19 protein-coding genes are annotated in these 26,211 nt (G+C 59.1%); 5 read left to right on the forward strand and 14 right to left on the reverse strand.

Features of this window, described 5'->3' with window-relative positions; all coding sequences use genetic code 11:
• The first annotated feature begins 36 nt into the window (after positions 1 to 36).
• Entirely contained in the window at positions 37 to 747 is a 711-nt protein-coding gene (locus AARI_RS18670) for an RcpC/CpaB family pilus assembly protein (protein ID WP_013349594.1), read from the forward strand.
• Between the two features lie 2 nt (positions 748 to 749).
• Here AARI_RS18670 and AARI_RS12170 read toward each other — a convergent pair whose 3' ends face one another.
• From AARI_RS12170 to AARI_RS12205, 8 genes are all read right to left on the reverse strand, one after another.
• Positions 750 to 1,067 carry a hypothetical protein gene (locus AARI_RS12170; RefSeq protein ID WP_013349595.1) on the reverse strand — a complete coding sequence of 106 codons (318 nt, stop codon included), beginning with the start codon at positions 1,065 to 1,067 and terminating at the stop codon, positions 750 to 752.
• Positions 1,067 to 5,305, reverse strand: a complete 4,239-nt coding sequence (locus AARI_RS12175; protein ID WP_231849381.1) for a DNA helicase — start codon at positions 5,303 to 5,305, stop codon at positions 1,067 to 1,069. The genes AARI_RS12170 and AARI_RS12175 overlap by 1 nt, the downstream gene beginning before the upstream one ends.
• A 244-nt stretch (positions 5,306 to 5,549) precedes the next feature.
• Positions 5,550 to 6,101, reverse strand: a complete 552-nt coding sequence (locus AARI_RS12180; protein ID WP_157867142.1) for a hypothetical protein — start codon at positions 6,099 to 6,101, stop codon at positions 5,550 to 5,552.
• Between the two features lie 156 nt (positions 6,102 to 6,257).
• A complete protein-coding gene (gene guaA, locus AARI_RS12185; protein ID WP_013349598.1) occupies positions 6,258 to 7,844 on the reverse strand; it encodes a glutamine-hydrolyzing GMP synthase in 1,587 nt (528 codons plus the stop codon).
• A 147-nt stretch (positions 7,845 to 7,991) separates the two neighbouring features.
• Positions 7,992 to 8,456 (reverse strand): DUF3817 domain-containing protein, encoded by a 465-nt coding sequence (locus AARI_RS12190; RefSeq protein WP_013349599.1) that lies wholly within the window; start codon positions 8,454 to 8,456, stop codon positions 7,992 to 7,994.
• 50 nt (positions 8,457 to 8,506) lie between these two features.
• Positions 8,507 to 9,316, reverse strand: a complete 810-nt coding sequence (locus AARI_RS12195; protein ID WP_013349600.1) for an SURF1 family cytochrome oxidase biogenesis protein — start codon at positions 9,314 to 9,316, stop codon at positions 8,507 to 8,509.
• Positions 9,317 to 9,491: 175 nt separating this feature from the next.
• Positions 9,492 to 10,643 carry a GuaB3 family IMP dehydrogenase-related protein gene (locus AARI_RS12200; protein ID WP_013349601.1) on the reverse strand — a complete coding sequence of 384 codons (1,152 nt, stop codon included), beginning with the start codon at positions 10,641 to 10,643 and terminating at the stop codon, positions 9,492 to 9,494.
• A gap of 174 nt (positions 10,644 to 10,817) precedes the next feature.
• Positions 10,818 to 12,134, reverse strand: coding sequence for a BtrH N-terminal domain-containing protein (locus AARI_RS12205; RefSeq protein ID WP_013349602.1), 1,317 nt, complete (start codon positions 12,132 to 12,134; stop codon positions 10,818 to 10,820).
• A 249-nt stretch (positions 12,135 to 12,383) separates the two neighbouring features.
• On the opposite strand from AARI_RS12205, the gene AARI_RS12210 reads away from it, so the two are divergent.
• Positions 12,384 to 12,938 (forward strand): hypothetical protein, encoded by a 555-nt coding sequence (locus tag AARI_RS12210; protein WP_013349603.1) that lies wholly within the window; start codon positions 12,384 to 12,386, stop codon positions 12,936 to 12,938.
• Positions 12,939 to 13,134: 196 nt separating this feature from the next.
• On the opposite strand, the gene guaB is transcribed toward AARI_RS12210, so the two are convergent.
• The 5 genes from guaB to AARI_RS12240 form a co-directional block, all read right to left on the reverse strand.
• Positions 13,135 to 14,640: an IMP dehydrogenase gene (gene guaB, locus AARI_RS12215; protein ID WP_013349604.1), complete on the reverse strand. Its 1,506-nt coding sequence runs from the start codon at positions 14,638 to 14,640 to the stop codon at positions 13,135 to 13,137.
• Positions 14,641 to 14,760: 120 nt separating this feature from the next.
• Complete coding sequence (locus tag AARI_RS12220) at positions 14,761 to 16,857, reverse strand: acyltransferase family protein (RefSeq protein WP_013349605.1); 2,097 nt, start codon at positions 16,855 to 16,857, stop codon at positions 14,761 to 14,763.
• Positions 16,858 to 17,287: 430 nt separating this feature from the next.
• Positions 17,288 to 18,889 carry a chaperonin GroEL gene (groL, locus tag AARI_RS12230; protein ID WP_013349607.1) on the reverse strand — a complete coding sequence of 534 codons (1,602 nt, stop codon included), beginning with the start codon at positions 18,887 to 18,889 and terminating at the stop codon, positions 17,288 to 17,290.
• A 33-nt stretch (positions 18,890 to 18,922) separates the two neighbouring features.
• Positions 18,923 to 19,219 (reverse strand): co-chaperone GroES, encoded by a 297-nt coding sequence (groES, locus tag AARI_RS12235; protein ID WP_013349608.1) that lies wholly within the window; start codon positions 19,217 to 19,219, stop codon positions 18,923 to 18,925.
• A gap of 191 nt (positions 19,220 to 19,410) precedes the next feature.
• Positions 19,411 to 20,847, reverse strand: coding sequence for an amino acid permease (locus AARI_RS12240; protein ID WP_013349609.1), 1,437 nt, complete (start codon positions 20,845 to 20,847; stop codon positions 19,411 to 19,413).
• Positions 20,848 to 21,436: 589 nt separating this feature from the next.
• Here AARI_RS12240 and AARI_RS12245 point away from each other — a divergent pair.
• The 3 genes from AARI_RS12245 to AARI_RS19700 all read left to right on the forward strand — a co-directional run bounded on the left by AARI_RS12245 (position 21,437) and on the right by AARI_RS19700 (position 25,139).
• Positions 21,437 to 22,678, forward strand: a complete 1,242-nt coding sequence (locus AARI_RS12245; protein ID WP_013349610.1) for a class I SAM-dependent methyltransferase — start codon at positions 21,437 to 21,439, stop codon at positions 22,676 to 22,678.
• 157 nt (positions 22,679 to 22,835) lie between these two features.
• Positions 22,836 to 23,978: a glutamate--cysteine ligase gene (locus tag AARI_RS12250; RefSeq protein ID WP_013349611.1), complete on the forward strand. Its 1,143-nt coding sequence runs from the start codon at positions 22,836 to 22,838 to the stop codon at positions 23,976 to 23,978.
• A gap of 432 nt (positions 23,979 to 24,410) precedes the next feature.
• Positions 24,411 to 25,139, forward strand: coding sequence for a DUF6308 family protein (locus tag AARI_RS19700; protein WP_013349612.1), 729 nt, complete (start codon positions 24,411 to 24,413; stop codon positions 25,137 to 25,139).
• A 230-nt stretch (positions 25,140 to 25,369) separates the two neighbouring features.
• Here the strand turns inward: AARI_RS19700 and AARI_RS12260 are convergent, their stop codons facing one another.
• Positions 25,370 to 26,182, reverse strand: a complete 813-nt coding sequence (locus tag AARI_RS12260) for a GIY-YIG nuclease family protein (protein WP_013349613.1) — start codon at positions 26,180 to 26,182, stop codon at positions 25,370 to 25,372.
• Between the last annotated feature and the right edge of the window lie 29 nt (positions 26,183 to 26,211).

The raw sequence follows: 26,211 nt of genomic DNA on the forward strand, positions 1-26,211 counted from the left end.
ATGACCTTGTCAAAGGCCTGGGGGTTGCATGGGGTCATGAGCTACTCTTCCAGGTCCCAGGCCACTGCCCGTCCCCCGGTGATTCCCAAGCCGAAGATCAGGCCGGTACGCAATCGCAATGAGCTGCTGCGGCGATACCGCAAGCCACTGGCCATAGCCTGCGCTTTGCTGGCTTTGGCCGGAATGCTCAATGTGTTTTCTTCCGGACAGCTGTCGCAACGTGAAGTCGTTGTGGTGATCAGCGATATTCCTGCTGGATCCCAAATAACTTCCAACCAGTTGGCGGTGCAAACCGTGCGGCTGGATCCTCAAGATGATGAAGTCTTTGAAAGCCTTGAACCGGTGTCCGGGCAACGGGCCGCGGTAGCACTTCCTGCCGGAACGGTCTTGCGCAGCTATTCCTTGGTGGGACCGCAGCTGTTGGCTGGTTCACCGCAAGGCACAGTTGCTGTTCCGTTGCGGCTCAGCGATCCGGCAACTGTGACCTTGCTCCATCCCGGACAGCTGGTGGATATTGTGTTGACCACCGGCGATGGTTTTGAGAAGCAGATCAATTCGGAAACCATTGCCAAGGCCGTCCCGGTGCTCTGGGTTCCGGATAATGCCAGCACTTCTGAATTCGGCATGCTCAGCGGCACGAGGCAATCCGGTGAGGGAATTGTTGTGGTCGCGGCGGCCAGCAGCCTTTCTGATGACCTTGCCGGCGCGGTATCGCGAGGCAAGGTGTCAGCCGTCTTGGTGAATTAGCGCTATCCCCAGTGCGGTGGCTTCTCGCGCTTCATCATCTCTGCCAAGTCTTCCTTGGCTTCGCCCCAGTTGCGCGGGTCCTGGTCTTTGGCCAGCAATTCCGCCAGCGGATCGGTGGCGCGCTTCTTGGCGCGAGCCGCGACCGCTTCAGCCGATGAATCCCCGGATTGCCCGCCGGCTAAGGCGCGGTCTACCGATTTTGAATGCGGCACCGGAGCATAGCTGCCGGTGAGTTCAACGCGAGCAGTCAGATGCTGCGGGGGTGCGACAACGCGCGGTCGCTTGCGGCGACCGCGCGTTGGTTCTTGCTCAGAAGTCATTACTTCTTTGGCTCCGGATCATTCGTCTTGCTGGTAGCCGGCACCGGCGCTGGAGTAAGCGGCTGCTGCGCGCTGTCCTTTACATGGGCGTCGTCCTTGGCCTGAGCATCGGATTCAGCTTTGGCTTCGCTTGGAGCCACGGCAGTATCAGCCTTGCTTTCCGACTTAGGTTCCAGACGCGACTTGGCTGACTTCAACAGCTTGGACTTTTCCTTTGGGGCTTCTGGTTCGGTGGTGACCTCGCGGGCCGAGACCGGAGGGGCTGCGGCCACACCGGTTCGAGTCGACGACGCGGTCTGCGGTGCAGACTTCTTCAGTCCCAACGCATGAGCCAGACGGCCGGTGACCGCACCTGGATCGGTGAAGACATCGATGGTCCACAGCGGAACATAACGCCAGCCGTGCTTCTCGAAGAATTCCGGGCGCAGGCGGCTGCGTTCACGCACGGTCAACCCGGCGTAGTGCTCGGTTCCGTCATAGACCACAGCCAGTGGACGGATGCCGCTGTTGGCCGAGTCGTAGGCGTGAGCCGACAGATCCAGCACACCGCGGTAGTCCTCGGAGACAATTGCGCCGCTTTCGCGCAGTCGGCGAGCCAAGTCCGAAACCAGTGGATCAAAGCGCGGGTTGCGCATCGAGCTGACACCGGAGTCCCCTGCTTCTACCCGGCCGAACAGTTCGAAGAACTGGCGGGCGCCACGGTAGACACGATTCAGGTCCACGTCTTCTGGCAGCAAGCTGGAGACCAGGGTCATGCGGCTGCGCGAACGGGTCATCGCGGCAACGAACAGCTGTTCGCCGCCTTCGCGGGACAGTGCACCGAATTCGTGCAGGGTCTTGCCGTGCGGCGTACGTCCGTAGCCCCAGGCGAAGATGACCGCGTCGCGGCGCAGGCCGATCAACCGGTCCATGGTGGTGACCACGAATGGTTCGCGCTTGGAGCGCAGGTATTCCATCGCGTACTTGTGGTTTGGCAGCTGGACACGGATCGCTTCAGCAATGGCCGAGGCGTGGCTGCGGTTCGAGGCGATGACCGCCAGCGATTCCCCACTGTGGTTCTTGAAGTGCGCGAAGACCAGGTCCACCACGCGTGCTACCTCAGCGGCAGTGGTCTGCACGCCATCTTCACTGCTGGAGAGCGAGCCGGTGGCATCAGGCACGTATTCGCTGCGCAGCATCGAGGAGTTGCCGGTGAGGTTCACCGCCATTGGCAAGCGTGAGAGCGCTGCGTCGTAGTAGGTGTTGGACAGCTGCTCTACCAGGCCCTCGTCGATGCCGCGGTAGACGGTGGACAGCGAACCGGTGACCAGCACTTGGTTCAAGGCTTCCAGTGCAGAACGGTCCACGCCCTGCTCGCGAATGCGTGCGGTTGGATCCACGGATACTTCAAAGCGCTTCGGTCCGCCCAGCATTTCATCACCGATGGCGATGACCTGGTCGGAGCGGCGAATCGCATCCAAGACCTCGCGCAGGGTCAGGTAGTTGGCTTCCAAGAGGATCACGGCATCGAACTTCGCGTCCTCTGGCAGGGCGCTGCCCAGCAGCAGTGGAGCCGAGACGATGACCGGGGTCAGCGAATTAGCCAGCGGTGCACCAAGATCCAGCAGCCCGGCGATGCTCGGGGAACCGCCCTTGAGCATCTCGCGCAGTGCGCGGGAGCCGGCGCGGTGGTCAGCCAGTGCAGCCTTCCAGTTCTTGGCCAGTGCCCAGCGGATACGCTGTGGACCGGCGGCGATGTGCGCGCCGTCAGCCAGACGGTAGTCAGCCTCGATCTTCTCCAGCTTGGAGCCATCGTTCATGGCCAGGAAGTCATCCCCGGAAATCATTGCGTCCAGGACTGACTGCCACCAGGCGAGTTCCAATTCGCTGTCTACCTGATCAGCGTCAATCTCACGATCGGCGAAGTCATCAAGCAGGTCGCCCAGTCCGGCTTCAGCCAGCTGTTCAGCGATCAGGGTGCGTTCCGGCAGCTCGCGCAGATCTTCGCGCCGCTCAACCAGGGCAGCGATCATTGCCAGCAGTTCCTTGATTGGCATTTCGCGCAGGCGCGAACCCACCGAAGGCGGCAGCATTTCGGCCAGCTTGTCGATGCGTGCTCCGGCATCGTGGTAGCCGGCTTCAACATCGAGCAGGCCGCCTGGGACCTGTGGGTTGCGCTGGCTCGTGGCGATGGCACGCCACGCATCGCGCTGCACGGATACGGCCTGCAGTGCCGACTGCAGGTCAGCGACGTGCATGCCCGGACGCACATATTCCTTGGCAATTTTGCGCAGGCGGGAACGGACAATGGAGCCCATTTCCACGCCGTGCTCGCGGCGCCAAGCGCTGGTAGCGGTCGCGGCGATCAAATCATCGATATCGCCTTCAAAGATGTCAGCCTCGAACTTATCCAGCGACCCGCGTACGGCGACCAGCAACTGCAGTTGGTCTCCCCACTTGTCGTAGCTTTCTTCCAGGCGGATCTGTGAACGCTCGGCGATCTGCAGCATGTGCTCATGCAGGATCGGCAGGTCACGGCCCAAGCCGCTGGCCAGATTCAGTGCCTTTTCGGTGGCCTCGGTATTGCGCAGCGGTGCACCGTGCCATGGGCTGGTGGTGTGTTCCTTGGAGAACGCACCAAGCTGGGCTGCACGCTTGAGCTGTGCGGCGACGTGTCCGCGCTGGCCCATGGAGTCCAGCACCGAACGCTTCAGGCGCACGGTGGTGGATGGGGCCTGTTCCAGGGCGGAGAGGCGTGCCAGCTCCTGCATGGCTTGGTATGGCGAGCATCCCCAGCGGCTGCGGACCGAATGCAGGGACTTCACGTGTTCGTGCAGTGCGTGGCGGGATTCGCGCAGGCGCTTGAACATGGAACCCAGCTGCGGTTCAGTGGCACGCTCGTTGCGCAAAATGGCTTTGGTCATCATGGCGCGCAGTGCGTCTGGATCCTCATTGGGTTCCAGCAGCATGCTGCCTGAATCAAGGTGCTCGTTGAAGCGAGCCACGAATTCTTCAGCGGCCGAACGCTGTTCTGCAACCACCAATACGCGCTTGCCCTGGGCTGCCAGCAGTGCAGCGGCGTTCAGTGCGGTCTGGGTGGCACCAGTGCCGGCGGCGGCGCTGATCGCTACGGACTCACCGGCCGCAATGTAGTCAAGCATCTTTGACTGGGACTCATCAGCGTCCAGCAAGAACAGTTCATCTTCTGGATCGCGGTCATCAGAAGATTTGGCAATGGTGGAGGTGCCGGTGTGCACCTTGCGGGCAGCAGTTTCTTCGGATGCAATGCTCTGCTTGCGCGAGCGTGCGGTCTCCTTCAAGATGTTCTTCACGCGGCTCAGCCGGGAACCGGAGCCTTCATGGCCCTTGGTTTCAGCAGCCTCTGCGGCAGGTGCTTCTTCACCCTGCTTCTTCGTGTCATCGGAGTCCGCATTGGCATCCTCGCTCTTGGCATCGTCTGCCTTGCTTGCTCCTGGCTTGGATGCCACGAGGTTGGCCAGAGCCTCGGCAGTTTTGCTGCTTGGGCTGTTTACAACCTGCTTCTCAGCAGTGTCGTGGCGGATCAAGGCTTCGATCACCGGGTGGGAGCCGGAGAGCTTGGCGGGGTCGGCTGGGTCCATCAGTTCAGAGAAGGTGGACAGCAGCAGCCGGTGCCCAACAACTACGCCGGGAACCTCGGCCATCTGGTGGCGAAGTGCGTCCATGCCGCGCACCGGATCAAAGCGGGCAATGGAATAGGCAGCCGCGTCAACAGCGTCAACGTCGACCTTGGAGTTGTGGTCTGCCTCGAACTGGCGGACGAAGGCCGGGGATACGGTGGCACGGCCAACCAGCTGAAGATCATAGTCATCAGCATCTACATGCTTGGTCAGGGTGATGCGTCCGAGCATGATCGGAGCCGAGACTGGCTCGCTCCTGCCTTCATGGACTGCACGCCAGTTGGCGACACCGGCGGCCAGGTATCCGACGTCGATGCCGCGTTCTTCCCACAGTTCGCTGATCTTGGCTGCCAGCGCGCGGGTCGTGCGGCGCGCGGTCGCGTATTGGTCCGCGTCATGCAGCAGGGTGGATAAGCGGGTACGCCGTCCGGCAAGGAACTGTGCCAATCCCGAAGGGTTGGCATGGGTGATGTCGATGCTATTGGAGGTCGACGGTGCAAATCGCAGGGTGGTGTCCGCACCGGCACTTTGCCCCAGGGATTTCACCCAGGCAGCTACACGCTCGGCGGCAGCATTCTGTCCACTAGTCACGACAGTCATTCCCTTCACTGAACCGACCAAAATCGGGCGCACCACAGGTACAGATACGCCTCTTTCCAAGTTAGTGCACCAAGGCGCAAGAACGAGGGTGCGAAACACGTTTTAAGCGCATGAAGCGGAACCTCATGCTCACAGCGTAGGGTTCCAACTCTCACGAAGCGCACGAGGAATATTCGATGCGCAACTTCATGAAACCGATTTGTGCTCAGGCTTGCGGCTGCGGCTCGTGCTCAACGCAATCGCGCTAATCGCAGGTGTCGACTTTCAGGGTGTAACGGATATTTCCCAGTACAGCGGAACTCTTCGCAGAGTTGAGATCCGTCGTGTACCTGATGCGCAGTTGGGACACTTCTGCGTTATCAGCACTGGCGGCCACAACGCCTTCCAACGCGACTTGGACGCTTTGCCCGGGCTGAACTTCAAAGGGATCATCGAGCGCGACAAGATTGTCGACTGCACGGCGGACGTCCACGCTATCGAGATCTGCATTATTCCAGCCGATCAGGCTTGAGTCCCCCGAATCAATCAAAGACACGGAGGGTCGCACCGTATCCCAATGTTTCGCTTCGACTGCTTCAACCGCCGTTATCCAAAGTAGATCATCAGAAATATTCGAAGCAACATCCGCCACGCCATTGCGCTGCCCGGTCAGCCCGCAGGAGGTATTCTCAATGTCCCCATCCGGTGCACCAAACGATAGTGGTCCGTCCTGATCCGCATTGGCATCATCACAAACGCTGAGCCCGAGAACCGCAGCAGCTAGGAGCGCTACCACCGACACTTTTCTTGTCATCATTTAGGGTAAATATGTCCTATCCAGAGTCATTGTTGAAAAAAATCGTACCACTCTAAATGTGATCCCCAGCAGAGCATATTCAAAGTCATTGACAATAAAAAAAATCCCCTGCCTCTCGCCACGACGTGGCAAAAGACAGGGGAATTTTCTAGGGATTTACTCCCACTCGATGGTTCCAGGTGGCTTGGAGGTTACGTCCAGCACCACGCGGTTCACCCCATCTACCTCATTGGTGATGCGGTTGGAGATCTTCGAGAGCAGATCGTATGGCAGGTGCGACCAGTCAGCGGTCATGGCATCCTCAGAGGAAACCGGACGCAGCACGATCGGGTGGCCGTAGGTGCGGTGATCGCCCTGTACGCCTACCGAGCGCACGTCAGCGAGCAGCACTACTGGCATCTGCCAAACTTCGTCATCCAGCCCTGCAGCGGTCAGCTCGGCGCGAGCGATCGCGTCAGCCTTGCGCAGGATGGACAGGCGTTCTTCGTTGACGGCGCCGATGATGCGGATACCCAGGCCTGGGCCGGGGAATGGCTGGCGGCCAACGATTTCTTCAGGCAAGCCCAGTTCGCGGCCCACGGCACGTACTTCATCCTTGAACAGGGTACGCAGTGGTTCAACCAGTTCGAACTGCAGGTCCTCTGGCAAGCCGCCCACGTTGTGGTGGCTCTTGATGTTCGAGGTGCCTTCGCCGCCGCCGGACTCGACGATGTCCGGGTACAAGGTGCCCTGTACCAGGAACTTCACCGGTTCGCCCTCGGAAGCGGCTTCAGCGATGATTGCTGCTTCTGCTGCTTCGAAGGCGCGGATGAATTCGCGGCCGATGATCTTGCGCTTGGTCTCCGGATCGGTGACACCGTCCAGAGCGGTCAGGAAGCGTTCGCGCTCGTCGGCAATGTACAGCTTGGCGCCGGTGGAAGCTACGAAGTCCTTTTCAACCTGCTCGGCTTCGCCTTCGCGCAGCAGGCCGTGGTTGACGAACACGCAGGTGAGCTGGTCACCGATGGCGCGCTGCACCAGGGCAGCTGCAACAGCGGAATCCACGCCGCCGGACAGGCCGCAGATGGCCTTGCCGGTGCCGACCTGGGCGCGGATGCGCTCGATCTGCTCGTCAGCGATGTTGTCAGCGGTCCAGTCGCCCTTCAGGCCTGCACCGTTGTACAGGAAGTTCTCCAGGACATCCTGGCCGTACTCGCAGTGCTTGACCTCTGGGTGCCACTGCACGCCGTACAGGCGCTTGGCCTCATTGGCGAAAGCGGCAACTGGAGCGCCAGCGGTGGTTGCCAGTACTTCAAAGCCTTCTGGAGCCTTGGAGACGGCATCGCCGTGGCTCATCCAAACGGTAGGAGCCTGTGCGGCGCCTGCCAGGATGGAGCGTGCTTCGCCATCAAAGGTGGTTGCGGTGCGGCCGTACTCGCGCAGGCCGGTTTCCGACACGGTTCCGCCCAAGGCATTGGCCATGGCTTGGAAGCCGTAGCAGATGCCCAAGACCGGCACGCCGGCTTCAAACAGGTCGGCCCCAACGGATGGGGCGCCATCGGCGTAAACGCTGGAGGGACCACCGGAAAGGATGATCGCTGCAGGGTTCTTGGCCAAAATGGCTTCGGTGGACAGGGTGTGCGGAACGATCTCCGAGTACACACGGGCCTCACGTACGCGGCGAGCGATAAGCTGCGCGTATTGGGCCCCGTAGTCGACGACCAGAACCGGCTTATGTTCTGGATTTAGGGGAGCTGTAGTCACCGTACTAGTCTACGCGGTTCGCCCCGCGCGAAACAGCCAAGGTGGTGTCATCAGCGTCACCTAGTGGATTTTTGGCAGAAACAAAGGGCGGATCAGTTCATTTATGGTGAACTGATCCGCCCTTCAGGAAGTCAAAGAAGCTAAATGCTAGTAGCGCTTAGCGGCCTTTGGATGCGCGGCCAGCTCGCGGTCTACTTCTGCATGGACCTTGGCTTCGGTATAGAAGGATAGGAATGGAACCACGCCGCCCAATGCAATGGTAATGAAGCGCATGAATGGCCAGCGCATCAGGGACCAGAGGCGGAAGTCAGCGAACAGGTACACGACATACAGCCAGCCGTGGGCAATCAGGATGCCCAAGGAGAGGTTCAATCCCCCGGCTACCTCGGCGCGATTGTACATGCCAATGGCGTTTGCGGTGCCATCCACCAGGGTGCCGCCTACGAACAGCTCCAGGGACCAGAAGTACTTGAAGATCATTTCCAGTACGAGCAGCAATAGCATCACACCGGTGATGTAAGCGAAGACCTTGTAGAAGGTTGCGGCTGCACGGATCTGCTTAGGGGTGCCGCCGAATTTCCGGGGCTTCGGTGCCGGGGTGGTGCTGGACATCGTTGGTGGTTCCTTCCGATTTCGGTAAGAAGTACGGTTTGCGTGAAATGCTATTCGTTGCTGTTGCCAGGCTCGGTGGCGTTGCCGTTCTTGCGTCGGGCTTCGGCGGCGCGCTCAGCGATTTCATCGAGGTCTCGCTGGTAATCATCGCGCACCATGCGGTACCAGAGGAAGATGGCGAAGCCTGCGAAGAGAACCCATTCCAGGCCGTAGAAGACGTTCAGCCAGTTGATCTGGCCTTCTTGCGGTTGCGGTCCGACAATCACGGCCTCCAGGCCAGGCTGTTCTACTGTCTCGCCCTTGGCGGTGGTGATTTCGTGAGCGGTGACAAAACCTTCATAGAGGACTGAGTCCCAGATATTGGCCAGCTGTGCCGATGCGACGGTGGGCAGGGTGGCGCTGCGCAGGTCCTCGCGGAATTCCGGGCCTTCGCTAGGCAGCAGGCGACCGGTGATTTCCAGTTCGCCTTCTGGGGCTGCAGCGGGCTTGGTGGCTTCTGGCTGCCAGCCGCGCACTACGGCAATGCCTGCGTCCTGGGCTGCGCCCTCGACCTTGAATTCGGTCAGCACCCAGACACCGCGCTGGTCATCTTGCAGTCGCGGGGCGACCAGCTGATCAGTTCCGGGGACGAATTCGCCCTCCATGGTGACGATCTGGTCTGCTTTGGTTCCCAGCAGTTCCTTGCCGACTTCCTGATGCTCAATCAGTGCAACCGGCTTCTCGGTCTTATCGATCTTGACCGGTGGCTCGGTTTCTGAGATGCCGAACTGCCAGCCGGAGAGGAGAACGAATCCGGTGGCGAGAGCTAGCGCAGCTATGAGTGCGCCGATCCATTTTAGCTTCAGGGCGGTTTTAAACACACTCTAACGGTACTTCTATTTGGCGTAGAACTCGAAATACGCAGGGCGTGAGATTAGCCCTGCCGCCCTATTTGGCCCCCATGGAACCAACTTGCTTGCCCATTCGTTGAGACCGGGCGCTTAAACGGCACTGGCCCCGTCCTCCATTTGGAGGGCGGGGCCAGAGCCAGATGCTTTAGAAGCGATCAGATTCGTATGGGGAAAGCACAACGTCTACGCGCTGGAATTCCTTCAAGGTCGAGTAGCCGGTGGTAGCCATCGAGCGGCGCAGCGCGCCAACCAGGTTCGAGGTGCCATTGGTTTCATGCGATGGGCCGTGAAGGACCTTCTCCAGGGAACCGACGGTGCCGATCTTGGCACGGTCGCCACGTGGGCTGGCCTCGTGGACAGCTTCCATGCCCCAGTGGTAGCCGGCGCCTGGTGCTTCTTCGGCACGTGCCAGTGCGGTACCGAGCATGACCGCGTCGGCGCCCATGGCGATGGCCTTGACGATGTCGCCGGAGTTGCCCATGCCGCCATCGGCAATGACGTGTACGTAGCGTCCGCCGGACTCTTCAATGTAGTCGCGGCGTGCAGCTGCAACGTCAGCAATTGCGGTTGCCATTGGTGCGTGGATGCCCAAGGTGCGGCGGGTGGTCGAGGATGCGCCGCCACCGAAGCCAACCAGCACGCCAGCTGCGCCGGTGCGCATCAGGTGCATGGCCGGGGTGTATCCGGCTGCGCCGCCAACGATCACTGGGACGTCTAGTTCATAGATGAACTGCTTGAGGTTCAGCGGTTCGGTGGTCTTCGAGACGTGCTCGGCCGAAACGGTGGTGCCGCGGATGACAAAGATGTCCACGCCGGCGGCGATGACGGTCTTGTAGTGCTCCTGAGTGCGCTGCGGAGTCAGCGAGCCGGCGACAACTACGCCGGAGTCGCGGATCTCAGCGATGCGCGAGCTAATCAGCTCAGGCTGGATTGGAGCCGAGTACAGTTCCTGCAGCTTTGCGGTGATCTTCGGGTCGTTGCGGGTTGCCGACTCGGACTTCAGACCGGCGATTTCTGCCAGTACTGCTTCCGGGTTCTCGTAGCGGGTCCACAGCCCTTCGAGGTTCAGCACGCCCAGGCCGCCGAGCTTGCCCAGTGCGATTGCGGTAGCCGGGGAGGTCACCGAATCCATAGGTGCGCCCAGGATGGGGGTGTCGAACTGGAAGGCGTCGATCTGCCAGGACACCGAAACGTCCTTCGGATCACGGGTACGGCGATTCGGTACGATCGCTACGTCGTCCAGGGAATATGCCTTAGTTGCCCGCTTGCCGCGGCCGATCTCAATCTCGTTACTCACCTAACTAGGTTACCAAGATTCCACGATATTCCCGCTTTTGATGCTCTCCTGGCTTTGTTCCATATTCACTTGCCAGTGGCAGCACTTAATGGAACTGCTGGCACTTGGGTGGCACAAAGCCCTGCCAGCAGGTGAGTAAGATCACCGGCTGGCAGGGCTTTTGTTGAGCTAGGTTTACTTGCCAGCCTTGACCGACAAGGCCTGGGCAGTCGCTGCCAGGGCGGTAGCTGCTTGCTCCTCTGCCTGGGCCAGACGCTCAATCGCATCAGCCAGGACTGCGAAGTGCTCAGCGCGCTTGGCGAAATCGATCTCTGGATCAATGAGATCGGCAAACTGATCCCATTGGGAGCTCAGCTGCTGGTAGGCATCTACGTGCGCTGCCAAGGCCGAGAGGCCTGGAAGTTCTGCAGCCTCGGCAAGGAAGTCCGAGTACAGGCCGCGCAAGGCGCCTTCGCCGCTGAAACGCGTGTCCGAGAAGAAGCCGGCAAGCTGGTTCAGGCCGCTGGCCAGTGCTTGCTGGCTGGCGAAGATCTGGGTCCATCCGGTCTTGGCTTCGGTATCGCGCAGACGTGCAGCCAGGGTGTGCATTCCGGTGATGCCGAAGTTCTTGGCGAAGTGCACTGGAACCCCGGACAGCTCGCTGGTACCCAGCAATCGTGCGGTGGTTTCTTCAATGGCTTCAACAGCATTAGCTGCCAAGGTTGGGCCCTTCGGCGAGCGCGAGGATGGGATCCATGCCTGCCAGTGTTTTTCCTTCTTGCGCATGGCGCGGGCGATGGCCAGCTCCTTGGGGCTGATCAGGTTCAGGGCTCCTGATCCGTCATCAACCAGCAGGTTCTTCTTGTGCTCGCCGACTACTACCAGATCCAGGGTCTCGGCTTCGTCAACGGTGCTGCCATCAATCCATGGCAGTGCGCTGATGGCTACGCGGACCACGACCGCTCGCCCTGCATCCAGTGCGGCGTCCATGTATTCCACGGCGCGTTCGGCTGAGCCGGTAGTGCGTTCGGTAACCGTGGCACCGCAGCGGGCCAGCAGATTCTGGGTGTAGGGCTCAGGGTTGTGGCGGGTCACCAGGGTGACTGCGGTTTCTTCCGCGCCCTCATGGGTGAAGGCCATGAAACCGATACCGCCGGCAAGGCCAGACAGCAGGGCCTGGCTCAGTGGCTGGCCGGTGTGCTTGTTGATGACGCCAGCCTGGACCAAGACGCGGTGCCACAGTGCGGCGTCATACTGCACGACATCTTCTGGGGCCGGGTATTCAGGCAACTCATCGGCCGGTGCGGCAGCCGGAGCGTTCTTGCCCTTCTGCTCCTGGGCCTTGGCCTTGTCGCGTGCTTCCTTGGCATAGTCGCGTGCGGCGGCAGCGCGGGCAGCCCGAGGACTTTCGGGCTTGCCGGCCAAGATGTTCTTGCGCGCGGTGGTGTAGCTCTCCCCCGTGCGTTCCATACGCTGGCGGGTTTGCTTCTTCAGGTTGGCTGGCTGGCCCAAATTGATGTCCTTCGTTGACGGTCACTCACTTGCGGGTGGTTCCCGCGCACCGAGAGGTATTGCCGAGCTTTCATTCTACGTGGGGTCCGGGGTGCAGGCTGTCTCGTGCACTGTGCTTCTGGACAAGTCCCCAACGAAAATCCATGAGATAACGATGAGGCAACGTATCCATTTCCCGAGGCAACTTTGTCCCTGCCCTCCCATAGACTCAGGTCCAACACCGCTTCGCTCTTCTTCAGAAAGACAATCGTGCGCACATCAAAGACCTGTTTACCCCTGCTTGCCGCCGCATTACTTGGGCTGGCAGCCTGCACTGCTCCTGGTACTGAAGAGGCCGCGCCGTCCAAGCCTGCAGTCAAAGCTGCTTCTGAACAGCTGGAACCATCGGAACTGCCAGCACCTGAGGAGAAGCAACCTACGAAGGCACCCGAGGACTATTCGAAAAAAGAGCTGCAGGACTGGGCCGATGAGAAGATGCAGCAATGGATGGATGACATCAATGAGGGATGGGAGGACGTTGTCATGGACATCGACGAGCCCAAGGACTTCTTGAAGTGGTACCCAACGGATCCGCACGGGCATATGCTTCCCTTCGAAGCCCCCGAATACGGTGAATTGCTGATTACTCTTGAACCCTATGCTTGGGAAGTCGATGCCCATTCCGACTTGGCATATGTAGGCAGCAATACGATGCTTCGAATCGGTGAGCGGGACAAGGACCTGCGCTCTGTCACCGTGGTAACCCAGGACGGTCAATTCGAATACGTGGCAACCCGTGGCGATTGGCCATCCGTCGAAGGCTGATGGCCAGCCCCGTCGGCCTATGGCCTCGGCGTGGATGCGCTGACTTCAGCTACCGGCTGCGCATCTGGATGCTGTAGCTGTGGGCAACCTGCACCATAGTGGCAGCTGTGCTTCCCACAATTGAACTCATTAAATGGAAAAGATCCTGGTGGAATCCGCTCTAGAGCGGATTCCACCAGGATCTTTTCAATGAGCATTAGCGCGAACGGTAGTTCGGAGCCTCAACGGTCATCATGATGTCGTGCGGGTGCGATTCCTTCAGACCAGCTGCCGTGATGCGCACGAACTTGCCGCGTGCCTTCAGCTCTGGAACGGTGCGTCCACCGACGTAGAACATGGTCTGGCGCAGGCCGCCTACCAGCTGGTGGGTTACTGCCGACAGCGGGCCGCGGTAAGGAACCTGGCCTTCGATGCCTTCTGGGATCAGCTTCTCGTTGGAAGGAGCATCAGCCTGGAAGTAGCGGTCCTTGGAGTACGAGGTGTTCTTGCCTCGGGTTTCCATGGCGCCCATCGAGCCCATGCCGCGGTAGGCCTTGAACTGCTTGCCGCCCATGAAGACCAGATCGCCTGGGGACTCTGCGGTACCTGCCAGCAGGGAGCCGAGCATGACCGAGTCGGCACCGGCAACCAGTGCCTTGCCGATATCGCCGGAGTGCTGCAGGCCGCCGTCAGCGATCACAGGAACACCAGCTGGGATTGCTGCCTTGGCTGCTTCGTAGATGGCGGTAACCTGTGGAACGCCCACGCCGGCAACGATACGGGTGGTGCAGATCGAGCCCGGGCCCACGCCAACCTTGATGGCATCCGCGCCAGCGTCGATCAGCGCCTTGGCGCCATCGTAGGTGGCTGCCTGGCCGCCGATGATGTCCACGTGTGCAGCGGCTGGATCCTTCTTCAGGCGTGCAATCATGTCCAGTACGCCCTGGGAGTGGCCGTTGGCGGTGTCGACTACCAGCGCGTCAACGCCGGCGTCGATCAGGGTCATGGCACGCTCGTAGCCTTCGCCGAAGAAGCCGACAGCAGCTGCAACACGCAGACGGCCCTCCTCGTCCTTGGTCGCCAGCGGGTACTGCTCGGCCTTGTCGAAGTCCTTGACGGTGATCAAGCCGGTGAGCTTGCCGTCGTTATCGATGAGTGGAAGCTTCTCGATGCGGTTCTTGGACAGGAGCTCGATAACCTTCTCTGGAGCTACACCGTCATGAGCGGTAACCAGCGGCATGCCGGTCATCACTTCGTAGACCTTGGTGGTCATGTAGCGTTCGCGAGGAACAAAGCGGGTGTCGCGGTTGGTGATGATGCCCAACAGCTTGCGGTTCTCATCTACCACTGGCAGACCGGAGACGCGGTACTGAGCGCACAACTCATCCCATTCAGCCAAGGTGGCACCTGGGTGCACAGTGACTGGGTCGGTGATCATGCCAGACTCGCTGCGCTTAACCTGGTCAACCTGCTTGGCCTGGGACTCAATGGAAAGGTTGCGGTGGATCACGCCGATACCGCCCTGGCGTGCCAGCGCGATTGCCATGGGTGCTTCGGTCACCGTGTCCATTGCAGCGGAGCTGATAGGCACCTGGATGTTGATGCGCTTGGTGAAGCGAGTGGTGGTGTCCGCTTCCGAGGGAATCACATCCGTCGGGCCAGGCAACAACAGAACGTCGTCGTAGGTGAGTCCTTCAAAGGCAAAGGGGTTGAACTCAGTCACGTGGGAACCTTTCGGGGCGACAGCGGAGGTTGGTTAAATGGTAGAGCTCTTTTGGCGTTCCGGTTATTCCTACTCGGCGCACTGTGTTCAACCTCATGCTCTATCCGGTATCCGGGTGACTTATTCCCAGTTTGTTGCTTCCTTGAATGAGGAGGCGAACTGGTTCTTGGCACTGAGCACGAAAGTCTTGGACAGGTGCGAATCATCCAGGTAGGTCAAGACGTTGCCAATGACAGCTTTGCAGACCCCCTCAGGGCAGAGCAACCCCGTCATGTCGAGGGAAACAACCTGATCCCCGTAATCCCTTGAGTCTAGGAATTTCTCTACCGGATTCACGCTGTTCAAGGCGTAGCCAACCGAACCATCGCAGTTGGCGAAGTTGTCCTTATTGGAATCAACGCACTCTGGAATAGAGTAGGAATAGCGCGGGGTATCGCGCATCGCAATTACGCGGCTGCCGGCATCCAGCAGCGGCTGGATCATCGCTTCGTAGTTATCGACCAGGATCTCCTGCTCCCCGGGGCTGCGCAGCATCGCGTCGGGCCGGGCCACCGTCTTGCTGGCGGTGGTCAGCACCATCTCCGGCGCCAGGTCTGCAACGTAGTCCTGCGCGGCGTCCTGGAAGTCAGAACAGGTTTCTTTCACCCGGTCGGCATCCGAGCCGTAGCGGCAACCTGGCTCATAGACCAGGATCCAGCTTCCGCCAGCTTCCTCGATCATCGCCGAGGCAGCTGCAGACCAGTGCTGCATATGCGAGTCGCCCAGCAGCACCAGGTCCGGTGCTCCCCCGTCAAAGGTGCCACCCTGCTCGCAGAACCGGATGCGCTCATCATCTGGCGCTGCGGCCCCTTCGCAGACTTCGCCGGGGGTCTGCCATTCGCTATCCAGTTCGGTAGCCAGCGGCAGCACCAGGGATGTTGGCGAAGGATCCCAGCCCTCGGTGGCGTTCGCCCCGGGGTTGTCGGTGGCGGTCTGCGCAGCTGCCATAGCACGGCGGTGCTCGACGTTGTTCTCCCACGCCATGACCGGAAGGCTAGCTACGCCAAGGCCCACGGCAACCGCTGCAAACTGGGCGATCAGCTTGAAACCGCTCTGCGGAATCAACCGTGAGAAACTTGCGCTGGCCTGCCATGCAATAGCCGGTTTTTCAATGAATTTGGTGGCGCACCACGAGGCGGCGATGGATACCAGGATCAGCACCGTACCTGCCAGGAAGGATGCTTTCTGTTTTCCGGAGACCTCTAGGTAGAAGACCAGCAACGGCCAGTGCCACAGGTACATGCCGTAGGACAGGTCGCCCAGCTTCACCAGCGGAGACAGGGAAAGCAGTCCCGACGGGTTGGTCCAGCTGCGTGGTGCCGGGGCGGCAATAACCAGGGCTGCCGCCACTGTAGGAACCAGGGCCATGAAGCCCGGGAACTGCCCTTGGACATCCAGTACGGCTCCGCTGCCAATGACGGTGAGCAGGCCGGCCCAGCCACCGAAGCGGCGGATCTTCTCGGGCAGGCTGGAGAGCCACGGCAATGCCAAGGCGAGCAGCGAACCGAGGGCGAATTCCCATAGGCGCGCGCCGGTGTGGAAGTAAGCCACCTGCTGGTTGGTGGCGGTGATGTAAATAGAGAACGCCAGGGAACCAATGAAGATGGCACCGAAAGCACTACCGGCCACCCAAGCGAAGTTGTGGCGGGAGAAGAACTTTTTCCAGATCAACGCGCTGCCGGCAAGCACCAGCGGCCAAAGGATGAAAATCTGTCCTTGGACAGACAAAGACCAGAAATGCTGCAGCGGGGATGCCGAGGCGGTATTGAAAGCGTAGTAGTCCACCTGGTGATCCGAGAGGTACCAGTTCTGCCAATAGAACAGCGAAGCGCTGGACTGGTCAATCAGCTCCAGCCAACGTGTGCTTGGCAGGATGATCCAAGCGGCAATGACCACGCCGATGATCACCACCGCGGCTTGCGGGATCAGCCGGGAGAATCGATGCAGCCAGCCATCTACCAGTGGTGGACGCTGCCCGCGGGCGATTCGACGTGCAGTGGATGAAGTGAGGAAAAAGGCGGAGAGCATCAAGAAGATGTCGACACCGCCGGAGACCTTGGAGAACCAGATGTGATAACACATCACCAGCAGGACTGCGAGGGCGCGAAGTCCCTGCAAATCGACTCGGAAACCTGCACGTTCAGTGCTATTCCGAGGCTGTTTCAGGGTTTGGCTCACAGACTGCACTTCCGTCGGGGACTTGGCTTGTCCTCGGCGTTGAGTTTTCAATTCACGTCAGACAACCAACCATCATACCAACCCAGTGCGTTCCAGCCCCGGAATTCCGCTGATTCTGCGTTGTGAATCCGGCTATATTGCTACCGGTATCGTGCTGACCTGCTGTGGTTTAGCCGAGGATTTTCGAGAACCTTGTTCAATAACGTGGTGGCTTGGCTCCGATGAGACGTTGGCAGTGACCATCCAGGATCTTTGGCACCTATTCGGCAACCCCTTTGCCAACGCGAAGCAGGCACCGCTCCCCCGGCTCCTGGATACCAGCATCAGGTGTAATGGCATTGAAAAAGCCGCCGTTGGTTCCAAGAATCTAATCCTGGAATCAACAGCGGCTTTCGTTCACGAAGCGTTGCTTGCGTGACTGGCTCAAGCCTTAGTGGCTGTGTGCCTCGTCAGCTGCTTCAACCTTCTCGGCCACCAAGGTCTCGGTGGTCAAAACCAAGGCTGCGATCGATGCTGCGTTGCGCAGTGCCGAACGGGTGACCTTGACCGGGTCGATGACACCTGCGTGGAGCAGGTTCTCGTAGACGCCGGTCTTGGCGTTGAAGCCTTCGTTGGCTGGCGATTCCGCCACCTTGGAAGCGACTACTGCGCCGTCGAAGCCGGCGTTGGTAGCGATCCAGAACAGCGGCTGCACCAGTGCGCGGCGAACAATCGCTACGCCTGCTTCTACGTCGCCTTCAGCTGATGCGATGCGGGCATCGGTATCCAGCGTAGCCAGTGCATCTACCAGTGCGGTACCGCCACCGGCAACAATGCCTTCTTCCAGAGCTGCACGGGTGGAGGACACTGCGTCCTCGATGCGGTGCTTGCGTTCCTTCAGCTCGACCTCGGTGGAAGCGCCCACCTTGATCACGCCGATGCCGCCGGCCAGCTTGGCCAGGCGCTCGGAAAGCTTCTCGCGGTCCCACTCCGAATCGGTGCGGTTCAGCTCTGCCTTCAGCTGGGCTACGCGCTCTGCAACATCTTCCTCGGTGCCAGCGCCATCAACGATGGTGGTGGAATCCTTGGTGACGGTTACGCGGCGGGCCGAGCCGAGCACCTCGGTGCCAACCTGGTCCAGGGACAGGCCCAGTTCCGGGGAGACAACCTGGGCGCCGGTGAGGATCGCCAGATCCTGCATCATGGCCTTGCGGCGGTCGCCGAAGCCTGGAGCCTTGACGGCAACCACGTTCAGCAAGCCGCGCAGCTTGTTGACCACCAGGGTAGACAGGGCTTCGCCCTCGACGTCTTCAGCGATGATCAGCAGTGGCTTCTTGGCTTCCAGGACCTTTTCCAGCAGCGGCAGGAATTCTGCCACGGTGGAGATCTTGGAAGGGTTGATCAGGATCAGGGCGTCTTCCAGGACAACTTCCTGGCGCTCCTGGTCGGTAATGAACTGAGGCGAGAGGTAGCCCTTGTCGAACTGCATGCCTTCGGTCAAGACCAGCTCGGTAGCGGTGGTCGAGGACTCTTCAATGGTGATGACACCATCGGTGCCAACGGTCTTGAAGGCCTTGGCCAGCAGTTCACCGATTTCATCGGACTGTGCGGAGATCGCAGCTACGTTGGCAACCTTGTCTTCCACGGCAACGGCGTTAGCGGCCAATGCTTCGGAGACAATCTCGGTAGCCAATTCAATGCCCTTGCGGACATCGCCTGGAGCAGCGCCAGCGGCGACGTTCTTCAGGCCTTCCTTGACCAGTGCCTGAGCGAGCACGGTGGCGGTGGTGGTGCCGTCACCTGCTACGTCATTGGTCTTGGTAGCTACTTCCTTGGCCAGCTGCGCGCCAAGGTTCTCGTATGGATCCTCCAGATCGATGTCACGAGCAATGGTGACACCGTCATTGGTGATGGTTGGGGCGCCCCAGGTCTTGGCAAGCACCACATTGCGGCCGCGTGGGCCGAGGGTAACCTTCACCGTGTTTGCGAGCTTATCAATGCCCGCTTCGAGGGCGCGTCGCGCTTCCTCGTTGAATGCTAGCTGCTTAGCCATGCATTTTCTCCTGAAACTTATAAGAGGTTGGCGTTACTTTACGACGACTGCCAGTACGTCGCGAGCCGAGAGCACCAGGTACTCTTCGTTGCCGACCTTGACCTCGGTTCCGCCGTACTTCGAGTACAGGACTACGTCGCCTTCAGCAACGTCCAGAGGAATGCGGTTGCCGTTGTCGTCGATGCGGCCTGGGCCTACTGCAACTACGGTGCCTTCCTGTGGCTTTTCCTTAGCGGAGTCTGGGATGACCAGGCCCGAAGCGGTGGTGGTTACGGCTTCGACCTGCTTGATGACAATGCGGTCTTCGAGCGGCTTGATGGAGACAGACATGGTCTCTCCTTTTCGTGTATGAACCAATGGTTGTAGGGGTGCGCCCTATGGCATTGGACCAACCGTCGTCGCGGTGCCAGTTGGTGGTATCCAGTCAGGCGGTGGTTCTGCCCGCACTTGCGTGCAGAACTTCCACCACTGACTTTAGGACGAGCATTAGCACTCGGTCAAGGCGAGTGCTAATGAAAGCCCTAGTTCGTCACACCGGTTCGCGCAGAGCGCACCTTGGCCGATTCCTCGATGTCCGCAGGAGCTGACAAATCCATCTCCGAAAGCTTGACCACCTTGGACTTGGTGACCAGCCGATGCACCAGCCACAGCCCCAGGAACAGCGGCAACCCGATGTAGGCCGAGAGCACTTCTAAGCCCCGTCCAGCGGCCACCGCCTCATAGTTCTGACCGGCAATCACAGCCAGCAGCATTACGAAGGCAACGATGGGACCCAATGGGAACAATGGCGCCCGGTAGGGCAGGTCAGACAGGTCGAAGCCTTGGGCCTTGTAGCCGCGGCGGAAGCGGTAATGGGACACGGCAATACCCACCCAGACAATGAATCCGCATAGTCCGGAGACATTCAGCAGCCACGCGTAGGCGGCACCCTGGCCAATCAAGGCGGTCAGGAAACCGAATAGTCCTACGCCTGCGGTAGCCAGCAAGGCTGCCATGGGCACTCCGCGCTTATTAGTGCGCCCGAAGATCTTCGGTGCCTTGCCATCATGGGCCATGGAATAGAGCATGCGCGTCGAGGCGTAGAGCCCGGAGTTGCCTGCCGAGAGGATGGCGGTCAGGATCACTGCATTCATGGCAGCGGCCGCAAAGGCAATGCCGGCACGCTCGAAGACCAAGGTGAATGGAGAGGAAGCGACATCGGCTTCTCCGCTGGCCAGCAGGCTCGGGTCGGTGAACGGCACCAGGGTACCGATGATGAAGATGGCGCCGATGTAGAAGAGCATGATGCGCCAGAAGACGGTGCGCACGGCTTTGGGCACTTCTCGGCGCGGATCTTTGGCTTCGCCTGCGGCGACGCCTACCAGTTCGATGCCTTGGAAGGAGAAGCCGGCAATCATGAAGACTGCCACGATGGAGATCCATCCTCCATGGAAGACGTCTTTGCCTTCGGTCCAGTTGGCTAGTGGATCAGTATGGCTTCCGAGAATTACGAAGATCATCAGGACGCCAGCGAGAATGAAGGCAATCACGGTGACTACCTTGATCAGCGCCAGCCAGAATTCTCCTTCGCCGAAGGCCTTGGCGGACATGGCGTTCAGCAGGGTCAGTACGGCAAGGAACGCTCCGGCCCAGACCCAACCGGGAACATCCGGCAGCCAGAAGCTCATGACGATTCCAGCGGCCACCAGCTCGGCCGCCACGGTGATAGCCCAGTTGAACCAGTAGTTCCACCCGATGGCAAAGCCGAAGGATGGAGAGACGAAGCGGGTGGCGAAGGTCTGGAAGGATCCCGCAACGGGGATCTTGGCGGTCATCTCGCCCAGGGACTGCATGAGCAGGTAGACCATCAGCCCTACTGCGGCGAAAGCTACCAGTGCCCCGCCGGGACCGGCTTGGGCGATGGATCCACCCGAGGCAACGAACAGTCCGGTGCCGATGGAACCTCCAATGGCGATCATTTGCAGGTGCCTGCTGCTTAGCCCGCGTTTGAGCTGATTCTCCTGTTTAGTGCCTGTTGATGTTGTGTCCGTTAGGTCGCCGCCACGTTGCGGGACCTTGGGAAGGTCTTCAGTTAGGAATACTTTGCTCACAGGTGACATACAACACGGCAAGGTGGGGTTGATGCGACGTGCGCCACAGCGGGCAGTAAGTCAGCGCGCCTCTCCCCGATAAATAAGAAGCCGCCTACCGAGCACTAAAGCTTTCGATGCCCCGCGTTGCGGGCCGGAGAGGCTAAAGCATTGGCCGTTCATCCCGTGACCAGGAAAGCAGATGCCCCCTCCAAGAATCATGCTTTACTTGGCCTTGACGCACTAAGAGTTAGCACCTCTTGCCCTAGGGGTAGGCCAACTTCACGTTCTTCCGACCCGGCATGCATGCCGAACCCGGAAACAGCACTTACTCCCGCTGCTTTTCACCAGGCCTTAGAGCACCCAGCACCACGTTTCAATATGACGCGCATTTGTCACAATGCGTCCGCCGTACGCACCGCGAAGCCTCCGAAACCTGAACGCCGGGAACGGAGCCAGATAACGATAGGCTTGTTCCATGGCCCAGGCTTCAAATGATTCAACACTCAACGACCAATTCGCTGCGCTCCTCTCCCCCGAGGGGTGGACTCTGTTAGCGACCGTCGACCCGTCCATGGTGGCGACCAAGGATGCCGCGTGGTCGTTGAACGAAAAACTGCGCAAGGAAGGGCATGACGCCCAGGTAGTGCGAGCAGTGATCTCCCAAGCCGAGCTGCGCTTCCGCGGCCGGGTCAAGTTTGGCCCCTTCGCCGACACCTTGATCTTCACCCCCGCCGGGCTTGAACAGGCCACGCGCCTGATGATCGCCGGGCTTCACGCTCGTCGATTTGTCCAGGCCGGTAGCACTCACGTGGCAGACCTGGGATGCGGCATCGGCGCGGACTCCATCGCCCTGGCCAGTGCCGGGCTCAAGGTCACCGCAGTTGAGCAAGACGAAACAACTGCCGCGGCCACCACGCTGAACTTGATGCCTTTTGAGGAAGCACGTGTAGTTCATGGAAGCGCTGAAGACGTAGACCTCACCGGTATTGACGGTGTCTGGCTAGACCCAGCCCGTCGCACCGACGTAGCAGGCAGTACACGACGACTCTTTGACCCCGAGGCCTTCTCGCCTCCCCTATCGTTTGTTGAGAAGCTCGTTGACTCAGGCCTTGATGTTGGAGTGAAGCTAGGCCCAGGACTGCCCCATGAAGCAATCCCCCACGGCGCCGAAGCCGTGTGGATTTCCGATCACGGCTCGGTCGTGGAAGCAGGTCTGTGGTTCGGCAAGCTGAAACGCCCGGACGTGGCCCGTGCGGCGCTGGTCATCGACAAGACCGGCGCTCACGAACTGACCAGCGAGCTCACTGTGAATCAGGATCCACTGGCTCCCGTCGGCGAACTCCAAGCACACCTCTATGAACCAGACGGTGCGGTGATTCGCTCGCACCTGATTTCCACCCTGCTCGAATCAACCGGTGGACACTTGCTGGACGAGCACATCGCCTACTTCACGCACGCAGAGCATTTAGAGACCCCATTCGCCCGAGGTTTCAAGGTGCTAGAAGTCCACGACTACAACGTGAAGAAGTTGAAGTCCTGGGTAAAGACCAACGGCATTGGCAGCTTGGATATCAAAAAGCGCGGAGTGGATGTGCTGCCCGAGGAGCTGCGCCGCATCTTGCTCGCTGGTGCCCCGAAGTCGGCCAAGAAGCACGCAACACTCATTCTTGCCCGTGTCGGTCAGAATCGTGTGGCCGTCGAGGTGGAACCGCACTAATCTATAGTGATGCACCTCCCACCGGATAAATGTCTTGGCAGGGGTGGCGCAAAACTTACAAAAAGAATGGAAGGCCTTCGAATAATTCGATGGTTTAACCGTCTAATTTTATTCGGCTCCGGAGTCTTCCGTCCGAGACGTCAGCATTAGGAGCGCCGTGCAGAAAATCGAGTTCGCCAAGTCTTCTCAGTCCACCATTGGTGTTGAATGGGAAATCGCTTTGGTCAATCGCGAAAGTGCGGACTTGTGTTCGGTCGCCGAAAAAATCCTTGATCAGCTCAAGGAAGACGCAGGGCTAGGCAGCGAGGATGAGCACCCCACGGTGAAGCCCGAACTGCTGATGAACACCGTTGAGGTAGTCACCGGGGTTCACAACACCGTGGCAGAGGCTGCGCAAGAGCTACGCACCAACGTGCGCATGCTCAATGAAGTGGCTGCTAAACACGGAGTGGATTTGTATTCCGCTGGTTCGCATCCCTTCGCCGCGCCGATCTCTCAGCCAGTGACCGACAAAGAGCGTTATGCAAACCTGATTGACCGTACCCAATGGTGGGGACGGCAAATGGTCATCTACGGCATTCACGTACACGTAGGACTCGATGACCGTGACAAGGCACTGCCAATCACCGATGGTCTGATCAACTACCAGCCACATTTCCAAGCACTCAGCGCCTCCAGCCCCTACTGGGGTGGAGAAGACACCGGCTATGCCTCGCAGCGTGCACTGATGTTCCAGCAGCTGCCAACCGCAGGGATTCCTTTCCACTTTGATTCATGGTCGGAGTACGAAGCCTACGTGGCCGATATGCTCCACACCGGTGTTATCGATGATATCTCTGAAATTCGTTGGGATGTCCGCCCTGTCAATCGTCTAGGTACCGTGGAAATGCGTATCTGTGACGGAATGAGTTCCTTAGAAGATATCTCAGCCATTACTGCGTTGACCCAGTGCTTGGTCCACGACATGTCGATGGCGATTGAGGCCGGGTACAAGGTTCCAGTCATGCCGGCTTGGTACCGGGTGGAGAATAAATGGCGGGCCGCTCGTTACGGCCTGGACGCCATCATTATCCTGAACGCCCAGGGCGATGAGATGTTGGTGACCGATCATCTTCGTGCAGAGGTCAAGCGACTTGCACCGGTAGCGGAACAGTTGGGTTGCACCGATGAATTACAGGGCATAATCCGGCTCATAGAACGCGGTGCCGAATACCAGCTGCAGCGCAATACCTTTGCGGCATCCGGTGGCGACTTCAAAGCTGTGGTGCAGGAGAACGTGTCACGCATGAAGGCCGTGTAATACAACTAAGTAATAAAGGTGAAACAGAAATTTAGGTCCGTTAGATTCCGACGATTCGGAATCTAACGGACCTAAATTTGTTTTCCTGCCCACAAGACCGGATTGCTCCGTACTCATGACTGCATACTGCTGAGCTTGTTCGAGAAATCATTATCATTCACGAGGTTCAGCTATTTGCAGCACGTGAACTAGTAGCCTGAGGACATTAGCAATGAATGTAATTTGCGCAACGACGATTTCTACGACAAATACCGCAATTTCTAGGCAATCTGTCCTGAGAGAATATTTCCTGCGAACTAGCAGCCGATAGTTGAGCTCGATCATGCCTAGAAATCAAACCCTCATACAGGTAACAGCATGACCGGTACTACAAATTAGATCCGTAACCTAGGCGCGAAAATTACTGACGATATTGAAGGACGACCTACGATCTTGCATACCGCACAATCACTCGGCCACGATGTATGGAGTTACATAAAAGGCCAATTTAGCAACGTACAAGCTGATGGCTCTGTAACCCCGTCGGAACGCGCGATCGGATACCTTCGCACCTATCTCACCGGAAGTAACCCGGTAGTTTCTGGGCAATGGCCCGCCATCGGCAGACGCTTCGAGCATCTCGGCACACCCGACGATAGTCCCAACGTAATCACCGCAACCGATCTTGTCGCAGTTTCTTTTCTCTCCGTTAACGTTCCACCACGACCGGCCTGGACCATCCTCACAAAACGCGCGTCAGCCTTGACCGAAGTACTGGAGAGAATCCCATCGCAACTGGCGATAGAGGATCTAGGGTGCACAGCTGAAATGTACCAATCCGAGTCCGCACTACAGGAGCTTTGGAATCTCCTGCGACGCGATGAGGAAGGTAACCTATGGAAAATGGGAGCAACTACCGTCAGCAAACTTATGGCCCGCAAGCGTCCCGCGCTTGTTCCGATTCAGGACAGCGTAGTCATGCGCGAGCTCGGTTCAGCAGACTCCACTTACTGGGTCCAATGGTGGCAGGCGATGCACCTACAGATCGAAGGCCTCATCGTCGTGACCGAATTCGCTCGTCAGTTGCGCAGTAGCGTACCTGAAGCCAGGCACCTCAGCCTGCTGCGCACACTCGATATCGCCATCTGGATGCATGGCAAGAAACGCATTGATTCGGTCTAGCGGATCGTTCAACACGACAATCGAACTACACAGTTCGCGATATACAACCGTCGCTTGCTCTAGTTGGGCTTTAGTCCATCTACAGAGGTTTACCCCTGTAATTGAATAGCTGAACGATGACGATGCCGAGTAACGTAGTAACTAACCCTCATCCAACCATCCCGATCTCTGCACGTAATTGATCCATCATTCGTCCAACGTCAGTTGCCCTTTGGTCTTCTAGTATTCCATCAGTTGCGGTTCAGCCCATGTTTGCGCGTACCTAGGGCGAGCTTGAAATGACTCTCCGCTGTATCGATCTCCCGCAACGGCGTCGTGGGGTCAAACACTCGTAGCAGCGAGAAACGAAAATTTGTCGGTTCGAGGCCGCGCAACTCGACGTTTCCGCCGTGCCCGTTGGTCGCATACGCTTTCCAACGCTGACAAATATTTTCTGCACCGTCAGCCTTGCCAATGTATTGGCGGCCATCACTTGTGTCGGTAATAAGGTAGACGCCCATCACCGATGAGAGCGCTGTGCGCCACGAAGCGTAGCGGTGCTCCCGCATCACCGCTTGGAGTTGCGAGTGGTCCAACACAAGCTGGTCGAAGCCTGGGAAAGCCACCGGTCGCGCATCTGCTATCTCTTTGACTGGGTATGTCGCCGCAGTGAGTCCATTTAGCCGCCAAGCTCGCGGCGATCTCCACCCGATCACAAGGCGATTTTTTAGGTCTGCCATCTGTGCCGAAACAACCAAATCAAACTTCCGAAGTATCCCATCATTCGCGATCTCCCCGCGATTCTCCACTATGGACCAAAAGCGTGCCCGATCGCCGCCTTCACGAACGAATACAATCCAGATTGACGGCGGATCCACTGGAAAGACTCGTGTCTTCGCCGACTGTTGGCTTGTATATCTCAAGATTTCCTCGTCCGATGAGTCAGCGTGGATACCCAGCAAACCGGAGCCTTCGTGCTCTCTGACGTGCGCATGCCGTATCACCTGGACCTCAGCTGGGTTGATGCCGGCACTCAGCAAGATCGGTTCGAGCGTCAACGTCATTAATAGCTCCTCATAATTTCGTTGCACCA

It is taken from the genome of Glutamicibacter arilaitensis Re117 (assembly GCF_000197735.1).
Lineage (GTDB): Bacteria > Actinomycetota > Actinomycetes > Actinomycetales > Micrococcaceae > Glutamicibacter > Glutamicibacter arilaitensis.